Source organism: Streptomyces gilvus (assembly GCF_022513565.1).
GTDB lineage: Bacteria > Actinomycetota > Actinomycetes > Streptomycetales > Streptomycetaceae > Streptomyces > Streptomyces gilvus.
The window spans coordinates 35,106-49,954 of the sequence record NZ_JAKWBE010000044.1; the positions used below are offsets into that span (position 1 = coordinate 35,106).

The 14,849-nt window shown below is 70.9% G+C and carries 16 protein-coding genes; 5 read left to right on the forward strand and 11 right to left on the reverse strand.

The genetic code is table 11. The features are described 5' to 3' along the window. The first annotated feature begins 181 nt into the window (after window positions 1–181). Window positions 182–961: a SigE family RNA polymerase sigma factor gene (locus MKW14_RS38260; protein WP_240871046.1), complete on the forward strand. Its 780-nt coding sequence runs from the start codon at window positions 182–184 to the stop codon at window positions 959–961. Window positions 962–1,152: 191 nt separating this feature from the next. Here the strand turns inward: MKW14_RS38260 and MKW14_RS38265 are convergent, their stop codons facing one another. Further along, the gene (locus MKW14_RS38265; protein WP_240871047.1) at window positions 1,153–1,788 is read right to left on the reverse strand and encodes a uridine kinase family protein; all 636 of its coding nucleotides are present in this window, start codon (window positions 1,786–1,788) and stop codon (window positions 1,153–1,155) included. A gap of 127 nt (window positions 1,789–1,915) precedes the next feature. Here MKW14_RS38265 and MKW14_RS38270 point away from each other — a divergent pair, with 127 nt between their 5' ends. Continuing rightward, the gene (locus tag MKW14_RS38270; protein ID WP_240871048.1) at window positions 1,916–2,323 is read left to right on the forward strand and encodes a hypothetical protein; all 408 of its coding nucleotides are present in this window, start codon (window positions 1,916–1,918) and stop codon (window positions 2,321–2,323) included. Window positions 2,324–2,384: 61 nt separating this feature from the next. On the opposite strand, the gene MKW14_RS38275 is transcribed toward MKW14_RS38270, so the two are convergent. The 5 genes from MKW14_RS38275 to deoC all read right to left on the reverse strand — a co-directional run bounded on the left by MKW14_RS38275 (window position 2,385) and on the right by deoC (window position 6,338). Further along, window positions 2,385–2,636, reverse strand: a complete 252-nt coding sequence (locus MKW14_RS38275; protein ID WP_240871049.1) for a type II toxin-antitoxin system RelE family toxin — start codon at window positions 2,634–2,636, stop codon at window positions 2,385–2,387. Continuing rightward, complete coding sequence (locus MKW14_RS38280; RefSeq protein WP_133049980.1) at window positions 2,633–2,887, reverse strand: type II toxin-antitoxin system prevent-host-death family antitoxin; 255 nt, start codon at window positions 2,885–2,887, stop codon at window positions 2,633–2,635. The genes MKW14_RS38275 and MKW14_RS38280 overlap by 4 nt, the downstream gene beginning before the upstream one ends. A 100-nt stretch (window positions 2,888–2,987) precedes the next feature. Next, entirely contained in the window at window positions 2,988–3,875 is an 888-nt protein-coding gene (locus MKW14_RS38285) for an aldehyde dehydrogenase family protein (protein ID WP_240871050.1), read from the reverse strand. Further along, window positions 3,868–5,340 (reverse strand): aldehyde dehydrogenase family protein, encoded by a 1,473-nt coding sequence (locus MKW14_RS38290; protein ID WP_240871051.1) that lies wholly within the window; start codon window positions 5,338–5,340, stop codon window positions 3,868–3,870. Before MKW14_RS38290 ends, MKW14_RS38285 begins: the two co-directional genes overlap by 8 nt. A gap of 5 nt (window positions 5,341–5,345) precedes the next feature. Continuing rightward, window positions 5,346–6,338, reverse strand: coding sequence for a deoxyribose-phosphate aldolase (gene deoC, locus MKW14_RS38295; protein WP_240871064.1), 993 nt, complete (start codon window positions 6,336–6,338; stop codon window positions 5,346–5,348). A gap of 223 nt (window positions 6,339–6,561) precedes the next feature. Here deoC and MKW14_RS38300 point away from each other — a divergent pair, with 223 nt between their 5' ends. Then, window positions 6,562–7,233, forward strand: a complete 672-nt coding sequence (locus MKW14_RS38300) for a PH domain-containing protein (protein WP_240871052.1) — start codon at window positions 6,562–6,564, stop codon at window positions 7,231–7,233. 57 nt (window positions 7,234–7,290) lie between these two features. Here the strand turns inward: MKW14_RS38300 and MKW14_RS38305 are convergent, their stop codons facing one another. From MKW14_RS38305 to MKW14_RS38320, 4 genes are all read right to left on the reverse strand, one after another. Beyond that, on the reverse strand, window positions 7,291–8,958 hold the full coding sequence (locus MKW14_RS38305; RefSeq protein WP_240871053.1) for a phospho-sugar mutase: 1,668 nt from the start codon (window positions 8,956–8,958) through the stop codon (window positions 7,291–7,293). Window positions 8,959–9,281: 323 nt separating this feature from the next. Beyond that, on the reverse strand, window positions 9,282–10,106 hold the full coding sequence (locus MKW14_RS38310) for a purine-nucleoside phosphorylase (RefSeq protein WP_240871054.1): 825 nt from the start codon (window positions 10,104–10,106) through the stop codon (window positions 9,282–9,284). Window positions 10,107–10,441: 335 nt separating this feature from the next. Next, complete coding sequence (locus MKW14_RS38315; protein ID WP_240871055.1) at window positions 10,442–10,720, reverse strand: type II toxin-antitoxin system RelE family toxin; 279 nt, start codon at window positions 10,718–10,720, stop codon at window positions 10,442–10,444. A 52-nt stretch (window positions 10,721–10,772) separates the two neighbouring features. Continuing rightward, window positions 10,773–11,210 carry a gamma-glutamylcyclotransferase family protein gene (locus tag MKW14_RS38320; protein WP_240871057.1) on the reverse strand — a complete coding sequence of 146 codons (438 nt, stop codon included), beginning with the start codon at window positions 11,208–11,210 and terminating at the stop codon, window positions 10,773–10,775. A 107-nt stretch (window positions 11,211–11,317) separates the two neighbouring features. Here MKW14_RS38320 and MKW14_RS38325 point away from each other — a divergent pair, with 107 nt between their 5' ends. Both MKW14_RS38325 and MKW14_RS38330 read left to right on the forward strand, forming a co-directional pair. Next, window positions 11,318–12,766 (forward strand): NAD(P)H-quinone dehydrogenase, encoded by a 1,449-nt coding sequence (locus MKW14_RS38325; RefSeq protein ID WP_240871058.1) that lies wholly within the window; start codon window positions 11,318–11,320, stop codon window positions 12,764–12,766. A gap of 190 nt (window positions 12,767–12,956) precedes the next feature. After that, the gene (locus MKW14_RS38330; RefSeq protein ID WP_276623123.1) at window positions 12,957–13,877 is read left to right on the forward strand and encodes a DeoR/GlpR family DNA-binding transcription regulator; all 921 of its coding nucleotides are present in this window, start codon (window positions 12,957–12,959) and stop codon (window positions 13,875–13,877) included. A 21-nt stretch (window positions 13,878–13,898) separates the two neighbouring features. On the opposite strand, the gene MKW14_RS38335 is transcribed toward MKW14_RS38330, so the two are convergent. Then, a complete protein-coding gene (locus MKW14_RS38335; RefSeq protein WP_240871065.1) occupies window positions 13,899–14,447 on the reverse strand; it encodes a TetR/AcrR family transcriptional regulator in 549 nt (182 codons plus the stop codon). Window positions 14,448–14,849 lie beyond the last annotated feature (402 nt).

The following is a 14,849-nucleotide window of genomic DNA, read 5'->3' on the forward strand; positions in this document are numbered from 1 at the left end:
GCTCTTCTCTGTGACCGGACTGTGCGTCCGCTGCGACCGACCCCTGTGACAGGTCTGTGACAGTCGGCGGACACGGCCATGAAGGTGCGCGGGCAAGCTTTTCGGCACAGGCAAGGCAGCACCGCAGAGATCCACCGCCTGAGCAAGCAGAACACCGGAAGTCCACGACGGGGGGCGCGAGATGAACACGCTGCACAGCACCAGCAATAGCGCAGTGATCACGCGCCTGCACGACGTGAACGGGGGCCGGGGTTCCAAGGAGTCCGGAGCAGATGGGGGTCCCTCCCGCGCGAGCGGATTCGAGCGTGGGGGAGGGCGGGGGTGCGCTCGCGGCGCCGGGCGTCAGCACACCGCGTACATGACGGTGGTTGACGGTTTCACGGGGGAACCGCACGGGGGAAGCGCGTACAGGGAGGACACGGGGGAGCGTCGTTCGCTGTCGGAGGCGGAGTTCACCGCCTACGTCCAGGAGCGCCGCGCCTCCCTGTACGCCACCGCCTATCACCTGACCGGTGACCGTTTCGAGGCCGAGGACCTGCTGCAGAGCGCGTTGTTCTCGACGTACCGGGCGTGGGACCGGATCAGCGACAAGGCCGCGGTCGGGGGTTACCTCCGCCGCACCATGACGAACCTGCACATCAGCGCGTGGCGCCGCCGCAAGCTGAACGAGTACCCGACCGAGGAACTGCCGGAGACGCCCGGCGACACGGACGCGATGCGCGGCACCGAACTGCGCGCGGTCCTGTGGCAGGCGCTGGCCCGGCTCCCCGAACTCCAGCGGACGATGCTGGTCCTGCGCTACTACGAGGGCCGCACAGACCCGGAGATCGCGGAGATCCTCGACATCAGTGTCGGCACGGTGAAGTCCAGCATCTGGCGGTCGCTCCGCCGGCTGCGCGAGGACGAGGTCCTCAGCTTCGGCCGTGACGAGGAGAACGCCTTCGGGGAGCTCGTCGCCTGAGGGCCGGGGGGGAAGCAGGTCACGGGGGAGCGGTAACCGGGGGGACCCACGGGGGAAACGGGGGTCACGGGGGACCAACGGGGGTTGGACCCACGGGGGAAGCACCACCACGGGGGAACGGGGGATAGCGGGGCTGGAGGGCCGGGGGGTCCGTCCAGCCCCGCTTTCACGTGCGCTCACCCATACTCGGCTCAGGAGGTCGGGGTCGCTGCCGGGCGGCGGCCGACCGCTGCCGCGGCCAGGCGGCCGAGGGCCTCGTCCTTGTCGCAGGGGTGGGCGCCGAGGGAGGTCTGGCGGGCGATGATCGTGCGTTCCTGGCGCATCAGACGCCAGCCGCGGCGCAGCAGGAAGGGCACCGATTTGCGGCCCTCCTTCAGGTCGCGCAGGAAGCGGCGGCGGAACGTGCGCACCGGACCGCGGTTCAGGCACAGCGCGTCGGCCAGCAGGCCCAACTCCCGGCAGCGGTCGACGATCTCGGCGGCGAAGATGCCCTCCGCGATGAAGAGGGGCGTGCGGCCGATGTCGACGGTCTCCTCGCCGGTGCGGGCGGAGAGGGAGATGTCGTAGACCGGGATCTTCGTACGGCCCGTGCGGCACAGCTCCTCGATGGCCGCGACCGCGACGTCCGTGTCCCAGGAGTCCGGATGGTCCCAGTCGATGTCGGAGCTTCCCGCCACCAGCGGCAGTGTCGGGTCGTCGCCCTCCTTGTAGAAGTCGTCGAGGCGCAGCACGGGGAGGCCGGAGCGGGCGGCGACCAGGGACTTGCCCGAGCCCGAGGGGCCGCACAGCAGCACGACGCGGGCGGGGGAGGGGAGATGGATGCTCACGGGACACCAGTTTGACGTATTCCGTACGCCTGATCGACCCCGCGGGTCGGCTTTGGAGCGTGCGTCACACCTCAACTACCCTTCGTGTCGACCTGATCACCCTGCGCCTCAGAAGGTGGCACCAGCGATGGCCCGACACACGTCCTCCCCGACCCCGACCGCCCAGCGCGCCCTCGTCGCCCTCGCCACGGCAGGGGTGGCGCTCGGCGCGGGGGCCGCGACGGCCTCCGCGAACACCGCGCCGGTGCTGGACGAGGGGGTGCACACCCGGCCGACCTCGCTCGGCCGCGTCGACCCCCAGTCCGGCCTCCAGGCCGTCACCGGCATGGTCGGCTACGTCACCGGTCCCCTCGCCGGCCTCAAGCCCAACCCCCTCGCGGGCACCGGCGTCGACCCCCTCGACAACGGCGTGGCCACCCAACTCGGCGACTTCCAGCCCGTCGCCTCCCAGGCCCTGACCGGCCCGATCGCCGAGGCCCAGTCCATCGGCAGCATCCCGGTCGTGGGCCAGGTGACGACCCTCCTGAACCACTGACCCACACCGAAGAGCCGCGCTTCCCTGGGTGAAGGGGGGCGCGGCTCTCGGCTTCTGCCGGTCAGGCGGTGCGGCCGAGGTGGGTGACCATGATGTGGATCACTTCGCTGTCGATGACGTACAGGACCCGGTAGTCGCCGATGCGGAGACGGCGGATGTCGGGTGACCCGTACGGAGTCGACGCGGCCGGGCGCGGGTCATCGGCCAGCTTGTCGATGGTGTCCAGGACCAGGGCGAGGCCGTGCGGATCTTCTTTCAGGAACCGGGCTGCCGAGTCGAGGGCGTGCGGCTCGAAGACGATCTCGTACTTCACTGCTGTTCGAGCCCCAGTCGTCGACGAACCTCGGCCATGGGGATGCCTGGTCCGAGAGTTCCCTCCGCCTTGCGCCGCTGGTAGTCCGCTACCGCCAGGGCGTCTTCGAAGTCCTCTATCACCTGCGGCGACACGAGAAGGGCGGCCACGTGCCCGTGGTCGGTGAGGGCGATGGTCTCGCGGCCGTGGGCGGCGCGGCGGACCAGGTCGCCGAGTTGGGAGCGTGCTGCGCTGATGGCGATCTCAACCATGTTCAGATTCTCGCACATGGTTCATCTAGTGGGCAATTTATTGAACTAGGGGGCAGCGCCTCCCCCGGTCGGAGGGGAGGCGCGGCTCGGTTCGTGGGGGTCAGTAGGACGAGCCCGAGGCGCCCAGGGAGCCCGTGGGGTGCCAGACCGTCTTGGTTTCCAGGAACGCCGTCAGGCGGTCGGTGCCGGGGGTGGCGAGCCAGTTGTCCACAGGCTGTGGACGAAGGGCCCGCTTCAGGTTGTCCGCCGCCGCGATCTCCAGTTCCTTCGCCAGGACCTCGTCCGCGCCCGCGAGGTCGATCGCGTTGACGTCCTGGTGGGCCGCCAGCGGCGTCGCGATCTCCGCCGTACGGCCGGACAGGACGTTGACCACGCCGCCCGGCACGTCCGACGTGGCCAGGACCTCGGCCAGGGACAGGGCCGGAAGCGGGGACTTCTCGCTGGCCACCACCACCGCCGTGTTGCCCGTCGCGATCACCGGCGCCACGACGGAGACCAGGCCGAGGAAGGACGACTCCTGCGGGGCCAGTACGGCCACCACACCCGTCGGTTCGGGCGAGGAGAGGTTGAAGTACGGCCCCGCGACCGGGTTTCCGCCGCCCACCACCTGCGCGATCTTGTCCGTCCAGCCCGCGTACCAGACCCAGCGGTCGATCGCCGCCTCGACCTGCTCCGCCGCCTTGGACTTCGACAGTCCCTCCGCGTCCGCCACCTCGTGGACGAACTGCGCCTTGCGGCCCTCCAGCATCTCCGCGACCCGGTAGAGGACCTGACCGCGGTTGTAGGCGGTGGCCCCGGACCAGGCCCCGAACGCCTTGCGGGCCGCGACCACCGCGTCACGGGCGTCCTTGCGGGAGGACTGCGGTGCGTTGGCCAGCCAGTTGCCCTTCGAGTCGGTCACCTCGTACACCCGGCCGCTCTCGGAACGCGGGAACTTCCCGCCGACGTACAGCTTGTAGGTCTTGAAGACAGACAGGCGATCAGACATCGAGGTATGCCTCCAGGCCGTGGCGGCCGCCCTCGCGGCCGAAGCCCGACTCCTTGTAACCGCCGAACGGCGAGGTCGGGTCGAACTTGTTGAACGTGTTGGACCAGACGACGCCCGCCCGGAGCCTGTTCGCGACCGCGAGGATGCGCGAGCCCTTCTCCGTCCAGATGCCGGCGGACAGGCCGTACGGCGTGTTGTTCGCCTTGGCCACCGCCTCGTCCGGCGTACGGAAGGTGAGGACCGACAGCACCGGGCCGAAGATCTCGTCGCGGGCGACGGTGTGCGCCTGGGTGACGTTCGTGAACAGCGTCGGGGCGAACCAGTAACCGGAGGAGGGGATCTCGCAGGCGGGCGACCAGCGCTCCGCGCCCTCCGCCTCGCCCTGCTCCACGAGCCGGGTGATCCGGGCCAGCTGCTCCTCGGAGTTGATCGCGCCGATGTCCGTGTTCTTGTCCAGCGGGTCGCCGAGGCGGAGCGTGGACAGACGGCGCTTGAGGGAGTCGAGCAGCTCGTCGTGGATCGACTCCTGGACGAGGAGACGGGAGCCCGCGCAGCAGACCTGGCCCTGGTTGAAGAAGATCCCGTTGACGATCCCCTCCACCGCCTGGTCGATCGGGGCGTCGTCGAAGACGATGTTGGCGCCCTTGCCGCCCAGTTCGAGGGTGAGCTTCTTGCGGGTGCCCGCGACCGTCCGGGCGATCTCCTTGCCGACGGCCGTGGAACCGGTGAACGCCACCTTGTTCACGTCCGGGTGCGCGACGAGCGCGGCGCCCGTGTCGCCGTAACCGGGAAGGATGTTGACGACACCCTTGGGGAGGCCGGCCTGGCGGCAGATGTCCGCGAAGAACAGGGCGGACAGCGGGGTCGTCTCGGCGGGCTTCAGGACCACCGTGTTGCCCGTGGCGAGCGCCGGGGCGATCTTCCACGCCAGCATGAGGAGGGGGAAGTTCCAGGGGATGACCTGGCCGGCGACGCCCAGCGGTCGCGGGTTCGCGCCGAAACCCGCGTGGTCGAGCTTGTCCGCCCAGCCCGCGTAGTAGAAGAAGTGCGCGGCGACCAGGGGGAGGTCCGCGTCGCGGGTCTCCTTGATCGGCTTGCCGTTGTCGAGGGTTTCGAGGACGGCGAGCTCGCGCGAGCGTTCCTGGATGATCCGCGCGATGCGGAACAGGTACTTGGCGCGCTCGGCGCCGGGCAGCGCCGACCACTTCTCGAAGGCCTTGCGGGCGGCCTTCACCGCGCGGTCGACGTCCTCGGCACCGGCCTGGGCGATCTCGGAGAGGACCTCCTCGGTGGACGGGGAGACAGTCTTGAAGACCCTGCCGTCGGCGGCCTCCGTGAAGTCGCCGTCGATGAACAGGCCGTACGAGGGCGCGATGTCGACGATCGCGCGGGACTCGGGTGCCGGGGCGTACTCGAACGCGGAGGCAGATGCGGGGGCGGATGCGGATGCGGATGCGGGTGCCATGGTGATCAGTCCACCGTCACGTAGTCGGGGCCGGAGTAGCGGCCGGTGGCCAGCTTCTGACGCTGCATCAGCAGGTCGTTCAGGAGCGAGGAGGCGCCGAAGCGGAACCAGTGGTTGTCCAGCCAGTCCTCGCCGGCGGTCTCGTTGACCAGCACGAGGAACTTGACGGCGTCCTTGGAGGTGCGGATGCCGCCGGCCGGCTTCACGCCGACCTGGACGCCGGTCTGCGCGCGGAAGTCGCGCACGGCCTCCAGCATCAGCAGGGTGTTGGCGGGCGTGGCGTTGACCGCGACCTTGCCCGTGGACGTCTTGATGAAGTCGGCGCCCGCCAGCATGCCGAGCCAGCTCGCGCGCCGGATGTTGTCGTACGTCGACAGCTCGCCGGTCTCGAAGATGACCTTGAGCCGGGCCTCGGACCCGCAGGCCTGCTTCACGGCCGTGATCTCGTCGTACACCTTGAGGTAGTCGCCCGCGAGGAAGGCCCCGCGGTCGATGACCATGTCGATCTCGTCGGCGCCCGCGGCGACCGCCTCCCGCACGTCGGCGAGCTTCACGGACAGCGGCGCGCGGCCGGCCGGGAAGGCGGTGGCGACGGAGGCGACCTTCACGGAGGAGCCGGCGACGGCCGCCTTCGCCGCGGGCACCATGTCGGGATAGACGCAGACGGCCGCGGTCGAGGGGGTCGTACGGTCCGTCGGGTCGGGGCGGACCGCCTTGGCGCCGAGCGCCCGGACCTTGCCCGGGGTGTCCGCGCCTTCCAGCGTCGTCAGGTCGACCATCGAGATGGCGAGGTCGATGGCGTACGCCTTCGCGGTCGTCTTGATGGAACGGGTCCCGAGCGAGGCGGCCCGCGCCTCCAGGCCGACCGCGTCGACGCCGGGCAGCCCGTGCAGGAAGCGGCGCAGCGTCGCGTGGGACGCCGTGACGTCCGTCAGTGCGTGGGCGATGGGGGCACCGCCCACGCTTTCGGCAGTGGGGGAGGGTGCGTTGGTGGGCATGGTCACCAGACGAGCATATCTACGCGCGTAGCGGCTGTACAGCCCCGGGGACGGCTGCGGACGAAGCGGGAGGCTTTGGGTGGGCTGGGGAGGCCGGCTCTGGGCGGGCTACTGCAGGGCGACTTTGGGTGGGCTGGGGAGGGCGGCTCTGGGTGGGCTGGGGAGGGCGGCTTTGGGTGCAGTCGAGGAACTGCTGTGTGTGAGGCTGAGGCACAATCGCAGCATGACGAGCCCCGACCGGATCTACCGATCCTCCGCCGGCATCGCCGGTGGTGTCCTGCTGCTGGCCATCGCCGTCTGGCTCGGCGTCGACGCCGTCGTCGCCGGCCACGGCCGCACCCCCTGGCTCGCGCTGGCCACCCTGATCCTCGTCGTGCCGCTGGTCGTCGCCTTCACCCTCCGCCCCGCCGTCTACGCCAACGAGGAACGGCTGCGCATCCGCAACCCCTTCCGCGTGATCGTCGTCCCCTGGGGCGAGGCCGCCGCGCTGCGGTCCGGCTACTCGAACGAGGTCGTCGCCAAGTCCGGCACCAAGTACCAGCTGTGGGCCGTCCCCGTCTCCCTGCGGGCCCGCAAGCGGGCGGCCCGTCAGGAGGCCAGGTCGGCGGCCGAGCGCTCCGCGGAGGCGAGCGGACGGCCACGCCGGGGCGGCTTCGGCGGCTTCGGCGGTACGGGCGCGCTGGGCGGTGGCGGCTACACGCGCGGCACCGCCGCGCCGGAGGGGCCCGCGCGCGCCGAGACCGACAAGATCATGGACGATCTGCGCGAACTGCTCGACACCAGGGGCGAGGCGGAGAGCGCGCGGGGCGAGGTCACGGTTCGCTGGGCGTACGAGGTCGTGGGGCCGGCGCTGGCCGGGGCGCTGCTGCTGGCCATTCTGCTGGCGGTGGGGTGAGGGGCGCCCTTGGGTGGGTGCCCCTCGGGTGAGGTTCAGTAGGTGGCTCTCGGTGCGTCAGATGCCGGCTGCCGTCGAGAGGTCTCGTTTGATCAGCGTGAGGAGGTCTGTTGCCTTGGCGCGGGCCGTCGGGAGGGCCTTGTGGTTCTCGACCGGGATCACCACCTCTAGGTAGCATTTCAGCTTCGGTTCCGTGCCGCTCGGGCGGACGATGACACGGGCGCCGGCGAGGGTGTAGCGGAGGCCGTCTGTGGAGGGCAGTGCGGCGGTGCCCTGTGTGAGGTCCTCCGCCCTGGTGACGGGCAGGCCCGCGAGTTCCGTGGGCGGTTGTTCGCGCAGGCGGCGCATCGCGTCCGCGATGAGGGACAGGTCCTGGACGCGGACGCTCAGCTGGTCGGTCGCGTGCAGGCCGTGTTCCACGGCGAGGTCGTCGAGGAGGTCGAGGAGGGTGCGGCCCTCCTCCTTCAGCTGCGAGGCCAGTTCCGTGATCAGCAGGGCCGCCGTGATGCCGTCCTTGTCCCGTACGCCGTCCGGGTCCACGCAGTAGCCGAGGGCCTCCTCGTAGCCGTAGCGCAGGCCCTCCACGCGGGCGATCCACTTGAAGCCGGTCAGGGTCTCCTCGTAGGGGAGCTTCGCCTTCTCGGCGATGCGGCCCAGGAGGGACGAGGAGACGATCGACTCGGCGAAGGTGCCCTGTGCTCCGCGGCGGACCAGGTGGGCGGCCAGGAGGGCGCCGACCTCGTCGCCCCGGAGCATGCGCCAGGTGTTGTCGGCGTTGTTCTCGGAAACGTTCTCGGAGACCGCCACCGCGCAGCGGTCCGCGTCGGGGTCGTTCGCGATGACCAGGTCGGGGGTGGTTTCGCGGGCCTTCGCGAAGGCCAGGTCCATGGCGCCGGGCTCTTCCGGGTTGGGGAAGGCGACGGTCGGGAAGTCGGGGTCCGGGTCGGCCTGCTCGGGGACGAGGACCGGTTCGGGGAAGCCGGCCCTTGCGAAGGCGGCGAGGAGGGTGTCCTTGCCCACGCCGTGCATCGCCGTGTAGACCGTGCGGGCGGTGCGGGGGGAGGTGGGGGACAGGACGGCGTCCGTGCGGGCGAGGTAGGCCGTCAGGACCGTGTCGTCGAGGGTCTCCCAGCCGGTGTCGGGACGTTTGACGTCCTTGAGGGACGTGATCGCCTGGATCTCCGCGGCGATCTCCGCGTCCGCGGGCGGGACGATCTGGGAGCCGTCGCCGAGGTAGACCTTGTAGCCGTTGTCCCGGGGCGGGTTGTGGCTGGCGGTGACCTCTACGCCGGCGGCCGCGCCCAGGTGCCTTATGGCGAAGGCCAGGACGGGGGTGGGGAGGGGGCGGGGGAGGACGGCCGCTCTGAGGCCGGCGCCGGTCATGACGGCGGCGGTGTCGCGGGCGAAGTCGGCGGACTTGTGGCGGGCGTCGTAGCCGATGACGACGAGGCCGGCGTCGCTGCCTCCGTGGGGGGTGCCGTGCTTCTTCAGGTACGCGGCGAGGCCGGCGGCTGCGCGGATGACGACCGAGCGGTTCATGCGGTTGGGGCCGGCGCCCAGTTCGCCGCGGAGGCCTGCGGTGCCGAACTGGAGGGTGCCGTCGAAGCGGTCGGCGAGGTCTTGGCGGTCGCCGGTCTCGAGGAGCTTGGCCAGTTCGGCTCGGGTGTCCGGGTCGGGGTCCTCGGCGAGCCAGGTCTTGGCCTGTGCGATGAGGTCGTCGTGCACGGTCGGTCTCCGGTCTCGTGTGGTGCGGGTGCGGATGCCTGCGGCGCCTGTGCGGGGTCGGTGGGGGCGGGCGTAGCGCCTACGGTTCGATTGTGGGTCGGGGCCGGGGCGGGGGGTGTCCGTCCTCGGTCGGGCGGTGCTGTTCGTCATGCGGTGCAGTCTGTTGACGCCTGACACTGCGGGCGGACACCCCCCACCCCGTCCCCTTCGCACGTACGGCGACTGCAACGCGCCCCAAAGGGGCGCGGGGAACTGCGCGACCGGCCACTGCGGGCCCGCAGGCGCCTACGGCCGTACGTGGCACCCCCCCCGTCGGCGACCTTCTACAGGCGGCCCAGGACCTGCGCCAGCAGGGAGCCCATGCGGGTCGCGCTGTCGCGGCCTGCCTGCAGGACCTCCTCGTGGTTCAGGGGCTCGCCCGTCATGCCCGCCGCCAGGTTCGTGACCAGGGAGATGCCCAGGACCTCGGCGCCTGCCTCGCGTGCGGCGATCGCCTCCAGGACCGTCGACATGCCCACCAGGTCCGCTCCGATGACGCGGGCCATGCGGATCTCGGCCGGGGTCTCGTAGTGCGGGCCGGGGAACTGGGCGTAGACGCCCTCCTCCAGGGTGGGGTCGATCTCCTTGCACAGGGCGCGCAGGCGGGGGGAGTAGAGGTCGGTGAGGTCGACGAAGTTCGCGCCGATGATGGGGGAGGTGGCCGTGAGGTTGATGTGGTCGCTGATCAGGACCGGCTGGCCGGGGCGCATGCCCTCGCGGAGGCCGCCGCAGCCGTTGGTGAGGACGACCGTCTTGCAGCCGGCGGCGACCGCGGTGCGGACGCCGTGAGCCACCGCCGCGACACCGCGGCCCTCGTAGTAGTGCGTGCGGCCCAGGAAGACCAGGGCGCGCTTGTCGCCGATGGCGTATGAGCGGATCTTGCCGCCGTGGCCCTCCACCGCCGGGGGCGGGAAACCGGGCAGCTCGGTGACCTGGAGCTCGGCGTCGGGGGTGCCGAGGGCGTCCACGGCCGGGGCCCAGCCGGAGCCCATCACGAGGGCGACGTCGTGGGTCTCGGCGCCGGTCAGTTCGCGCAGGCGCGCGGCGGCGGCGTCGGCGGCGGCGTGCGGGTCGCCCTGGATGTCGTCCGGAAGAAGAGATGCGTTCACGCGACTGAGGGTAGCCGGTCTCTGCCTACGCGCGTAGATGACGGAGCGGACGGGATGGCGATCGTTGTCTTGTCGTTTCCAACGAAGCGCTCCACATGAGCCAGGCGGCGCTACCGGGATTCATTCGCAATGCCTCGGCGTTCACGCCGGGGGTGAAGCGAATCTGATGATGGCGACGCGGAGCGTCGCCGCGTCTGCTCCGGCGGAGCCGGAGATGGCGCATTCGTCCCTCATGACGCGAAGCGTCATGACGGCCCACCCCGGCGGAGTCCGCGTAGCGGCACAGCAACCGGTGGGAAAGGCCACAATCCTCGCCCTTCAGGGCGAGGAGCATGTCAATCGGTGACGAAGACGTCCTTGTCGTTGAAGACCTCGACGATGAAGATCAGCAATCGGCCCATGCTGATGGTGTACTCGACGAGGATGTTCTGCGTCAGCCGGATCGTCCTGTCGTCGCCTGTGGCGCTTATCGGTCGGGACAGGTCCGGAAAGGGGTCGCGGGCAAGGAGCGAGATGCCCTTGTCGAATGCGGCGCGCTGTTGGTCGTCGAGCCGATCGCGGGCAGCCGCGGCCTGCTCGGTGAAGTAGACCTGATACGTGGACGTGGGGCCCATCGCGCTCTCCCGTTCGTGCATTGGTCGCGGCCGAGTCTAAGGGTCGGGCTCCTCAGCACGGCCGCTTGCGCAGCTCCATCACGTAATCGTGTGGCGCCCCGGCCGATTCCGCCGCGTCCGCGAGCTCGCCCAGGTAGCGGGCCGAGGGGAGGCCGCCCTCGTAGCCGTTGAGGACGTAGAGCCAGGCCGGCTCCTCGCCCTCCAGGGTGTGGACGCGGACGCGCAGGCGGCGGTAGATGCCGAGGCCCACGCCCTCCCAGCGGTCCAGCGAGTCCTCGTCGGGCGGCGCGATGTCGTAGAGGGCGACGAAGACCTGGGAGAAGGGGTCCTCGACGATGGTCGCCAGGGCGCCCTCCCAGCCCATGTGCTCGCCCCCGAACGTCAGCCGCCAGCCGTTCAGCCAGCCCGTGGCGCGCATCGGCGAGTGCGGGGCGCGGCGGGTCATCAGCCGCGCGTCGAGGTTGCCGGCGTACGCGGCGTAGAGCGACATGGGGAGAGGGTACGGCAGGAGGAACAGGGGGCTCACAGGGAACAGGCGCCCCTTGCCCAACCCGTTGCCACGGCCCCGGGCAGTAGCACCTTGAACGGTGCGGGACAATGGGGTACGTGACTCGGATCGTGATCATCGGTGGCGGACCAGGCGGATACGAGGCGGCCCTGGTGGCCGCCCAGCTCGGCGCGGAGGTGACCGTCGTCGACTGCGACGGTCTGGGCGGGGCGTCGGTGCTGACCGACTGCGTGCCGTCGAAGACTCTCATTGCCACGGCCGAGGTGATGACCACCTTCGATTCCTCATACGAAGAGCTGGGGATCATCGTCGCCGACGACACCCCGCCCCTGGAGCAGGCCGCCCGGGTGGTCGGGGTCGATCTCGGGAAGGTCAACCGGCGTGTGAAGCGGCTCGCGCTGGCCCAGTCGCACGACATCACCGCCTCCGTGACGCGCGCCGGGGCCCGGGTCATGCGCGGGCGCGGGCGGCTGGAGGGCATGCAGGCCCTCGACGGGTCCCGGAAGGTCGTCGTCTCCGCGGCCGACGGCAGCGAGGAGACGCTGACGGCGGACGCCGTGCTCATCGCGACCGGCGGTCATCCCCGTGAACTGCCCGACGCCCAGCCCGACGGCGAGCGCATCCTGAACTGGACCCAGGTCTACGACCTCGACGAGCTGCCGGAAGAGCTCATCGTGGTCGGCTCGGGTGTCACCGGCGCCGAGTTCGCCGGCGCCTACCAGGCGCTCGGGTCCAAGGTGACCCTGGTGTCCTCGCGGGACCGCGTGCTGCCCGGCGAGGACCCGGACGCGGCCGCGGTGCTGGAGGACGTGTTCCGCCGCCGCGGCATGAACGTCATGGCCCGCTCCCGGGCCGCCGCCGCGAAGCGGGTCGGTGACCGGGTGGAGGTCACGCTGTCGGACGGGCGGGTGATCAGCGGGTCGCACTGCCTGATGGCCGTCGGAGCCATTCCGAACAGTGCCGGGCTGGGGCTCGAGGAGGCCGGGGTCAGGCTGCGGGAGTCCGGGCACATCTGGACCGACAAGGTGTCGCGGACCACGGCTCCCGGTGTGTACGCCGCCGGTGACGTGACCGGCGTGTTCGCCCTCGCCTCCGTCGCTGCCATGCAGGGGCGCATCGCGATGTACCACTTCCTCGGTGACGCGGTGGCCCCGCTGAACCTGAAGACCGTGTCGTCGAACGTCTTCACCGACCCCGAGATCGCCACGGTGGGGTACACCCAGGCGGACGTGGACGGTGGGAAGATCGACGCGCGCGTGGTGAAGCTGCCGCTGCTGCGGAATCCGCGGGCCAAGATGCAGGGCATCCGGGACGGCTTCGTGAAGCTGTTCTGCCGGCCGGGCACGGGCATCGTGGTCGGTGGTGTCGTGGTCTCTCCGCGCGCCTCGGAACTGATCCATCCGATCTCGATCGCCGTCGACAACAATCTGACGGTCGAACAGATCGCGAACGCCTTCACCGTGTACCCCTCCCTTTCGGGGTCGATCGCGGAGGTCGCCCGTCAGCTCCACACCCGCAAGAGCGGTGGCGAGGTCTGACGGCCGAAAGCGATTCCCCGCTGGTCACGGGGAGTTGTCGAGCGTGCGTGCGGCATAGGCGGGATGGGTAGGCCCTATACCACTTGGCGTGCCTGCGTGCGAACAACTTCTGCTATTCGGCGCAAACAGCTGAAAGCAGACGGTCGTTGGCATTACTGTCAGTTTCGTGTTCGCTGCAGAACGTCGCCAATTGATCCTCGAAATGGTGCGAGCGAACGGGGCCGTGTCGCTCCGTGAGCTCGCCCGCGTCGTCCAGACCTCTGAAGTGACCGTACGGCGGGACGTGCGCGCACTGGAGGCAGAAGGACTCCTCGACCGCCGGCACGGCGGTGCGGTACTGCCGGGCGGGTTCACGCGGGAGTCCGGCTTTCCGCAGAAATCCCATCTCGCGACCGCCGAGAAGACGGCCATCGCCGATCTCGCCGCGAGCTTCGTCGAAGAAGGCGAGGCCATCGTGGTGGGGGCCGGTACGACCACCCAGGAGCTGGCCCGCCGGCTCGCCCGGGTGCCCGGCCTGACCGTCGTCACCAACTCCCTGCTGGTCGCCCAGGCCTTGGCCCATGCCAACCGGGTGGAGGTCGTGATGACCGGCGGGACCCTGCGCGGCTCCAACTACGCCCTGGTGGGCAGTGGGGCGGAGCAGTCCCTGCAGGGGCTGCGGGTCTCCCGTGCCTTCCTGTCCGGCAGCGGTCTCACGGCCGAGCGCGGGCTGTCCACGTCCAACATGCTGTCGGCCTCCGTCGACCGGGCGCTGGTCCAGGCGGCCGCGGAGGTCGTGGTGCTCGCCGATCACACCAAGCTCGGTACGGACACGATGTTCCAGACCGTGCCTACGGACGTGATCACCCGGCTCGTGACGGACGAGCCCCCGGCCCACGACGACCGGGCGGCGACGGAGTTGCAGGCCTTGGCGGACCAGGGTGTGCAGATCGCCGTGGCGGGGGCGGCCGGAGGTTCCGGGAACCCGGGAGGCGATGCGGTCCCCCCGCGTCAGGCGCGGGCCCTGCCGGGACAGCGGCGGCAGGTTCCCGGGTCCGGTCTCAGGACGGCGACGGTGCTGGGGGACGCCGGGGTTGAGCGGGCCCGCGTCGCGGACATGCGGCGGCGATAGGCCCCTCGGCGGCCCTTGTCCTCAGGCGTCTTTCAAGCCTCTCAGGGTCAGATCGAGCAACCTGTCCGGCAGTTGTGGGTCCGCCGGTGACTCCTCCGCCGCCAGTGCGATCGCGTGGGTCAGCTGGAGCAGGTCGCCCATCTCGACGTCCGCGCGGATTCTGCCCGCCTGCTGAGCCCGGGTCAGCAAGGCCTCACCCGCCTCGCGCATGGGGGTGCTGCAACGGGCGAGGGCAGAGGCCCGGTCCGATGACACGGACATCAACGCCCTGGCCAGTCCCCGGTATTCACCGGCGTGCGCCACGACCTCCCGCAGCCACGTCACCAGCGCCGTGCACGGTTCCGGGGCCGTCCGGAGTTCCCTCGCCCGGGAGAGCAGGTCGTTGACGGCGTCCTCGAAGACCGCGCTCAGCAGGGCGTGGCGGTTGGGGAAGTGGCGGTAGAGGGTGCCGATGCCCACTCCGGCGCGGCGGGCCACGTCCTCCAGGGACGCGTCCGTGCCGTGGGTCGCGAAGGCCGCGCGGGCCTCGGTGAGCAGGCGGTCGTAGTTGCGGCGGGCGTCGGCGCGCATGGGGCGCGGGGCGGTGGGCGGCGTTCCCGTGCCGCCGGTGTCCGCTGTCCGCGCCGACGTCGTGGTCACCATGCCCTCCATGTGCTCCCCGCGGTGCTTCCTCGTGCGTCCAGCATGCCACCGAGGTACGCCGGTCGGGGGCGGGGATGGGGGAGTGGCCGGGAGCAGGGATGGGGGAGCGGCGGGGATCGGGAAAGGGTGCGCCGGTCGGGAGCAGGGATGGGGGAGCGGCCGGGCTCGGAAAGGTGTGTCGGCCGGGGGCGGGGAGAGGAGAGCGCGGGCGGGGTTCGGGAAAGGCGAGGCGCCCGGGGGCTGGGGTTCCAGTCCGCCGGGCGCCTCGTGTGGACCGCGAGGCGTCAGTCCTTGATCTCGCAGATCGCGGCGCCGGAGCTGATGGACGCG

Coding starts and splice junctions, on each gene's coding strand:
- MKW14_RS38260 (WP_240871046.1), top strand. CDS start 182: ATGAACACGCTGCACAGCACCAGCAATAGCGCAGTGATCACGCGCCTG.
- MKW14_RS38270 (WP_240871048.1), top strand. CDS start 1,916: ATGGCCCGACACACGTCCTCCCCGACCCCGACCGCCCAGCGCGCCCTC.
- MKW14_RS38280 (WP_133049980.1), bottom strand. CDS start 2,887: ATGGTTGAGATCGCCATCAGCGCAGCACGCTCCCAACTCGGCGACCTG.
- MKW14_RS38285 (WP_240871050.1), bottom strand. CDS start 3,875: ATGTCTGATCGCCTGTCTGTCTTCAAGACCTACAAGCTGTACGTCGGC.
- MKW14_RS38290 (WP_240871051.1), bottom strand. CDS start 5,340: ATGGCACCCGCATCCGCATCCGCATCCGCCCCCGCATCTGCCTCCGCG.
- deoC (WP_240871064.1), bottom strand. CDS start 6,338: ATGCCCACCAACGCACCCTCCCCCACTGCCGAAAGCGTGGGCGGTGCC.
- MKW14_RS38300 (WP_240871052.1), top strand. CDS start 6,562: ATGACGAGCCCCGACCGGATCTACCGATCCTCCGCCGGCATCGCCGGT.
- MKW14_RS38315 (WP_240871055.1), bottom strand. CDS start 10,720: ATGGGCCCCACGTCCACGTATCAGGTCTACTTCACCGAGCAGGCCGCG.
- MKW14_RS38320 (WP_240871057.1), bottom strand. CDS start 11,210: ATGTCGCTCTACGCCGCGTACGCCGGCAACCTCGACGCGCGGCTGATG.
- MKW14_RS38325 (WP_240871058.1), top strand. CDS start 11,318: ATGGGGTACGTGACTCGGATCGTGATCATCGGTGGCGGACCAGGCGGA.
- MKW14_RS38335 (WP_240871065.1), bottom strand. CDS start 14,447: ATGCGCGCCGACGCCCGCCGCAACTACGACCGCCTGCTCACCGAGGCC.